Below are 499 nucleotides of genomic sequence, written 5' to 3'. Positions count from 1 at the left end.
ATCCATCTCTTCTTCATTGTAAAACCTCCCTCTCGTTTGTCCTCTTGATCTGTTGCCTGTCCCCTGGTGCATGTTTGAAAATAGCGTTCATTACTTCCTTATGTCTAAACTTCTTACTGCCTGTTAAGTCTATTATAAGTAAGAGGAGGGACAATCTTCAACGGAGATAATTTTATAAAACCTGTAATTTTTTTACTTTCGCCCGGCCGACTTCACCTTTCCTGCTAATTTCTCCGGCACGGCTTATATCTCCAACCGGTCTTCCAGTAAAGTCTTTGAGACCTTCATTGCAAGGATTATCTTTTCGTACCGCCGAAACTGCGCCGTCCCTTTTTCGTATTTTGACTGTGCCTTCTCACATTTACTGATTATAGAAACAATAGGAGGAACCGCTGATTTTAGTTCCTCCATGAAAGAGCCGTCTCCCAGTATTACGCAACTGTCTGGTGTTTCGCATTTCCCCGCCTCTTCACAACTCGCCGCAGACAATTGACCTCCC

The 499-nt window shown here is 43.7% G+C and carries 1 protein-coding gene; it reads right to left on the bottom strand.

The window, feature by feature from the left end:
- Positions 1-243: 243 nt before the first annotated feature.
- Positions 244-499 (bottom strand): hypothetical protein (locus tag NE664_13340; protein MCQ4727616.1); only part of this gene is annotated, 256 nt, incomplete at its 5' end.

Source organism: Anaerotignum faecicola (assembly GCA_024460105.1).
Classification (GTDB): Bacteria; Bacillota; Clostridia; order Lachnospirales; family Anaerotignaceae; genus JANFXS01.
The sequence above is the reverse complement of the archived record's forward strand: the minus strand, read 5'-3'. Positions and strand labels throughout refer to the sequence as shown.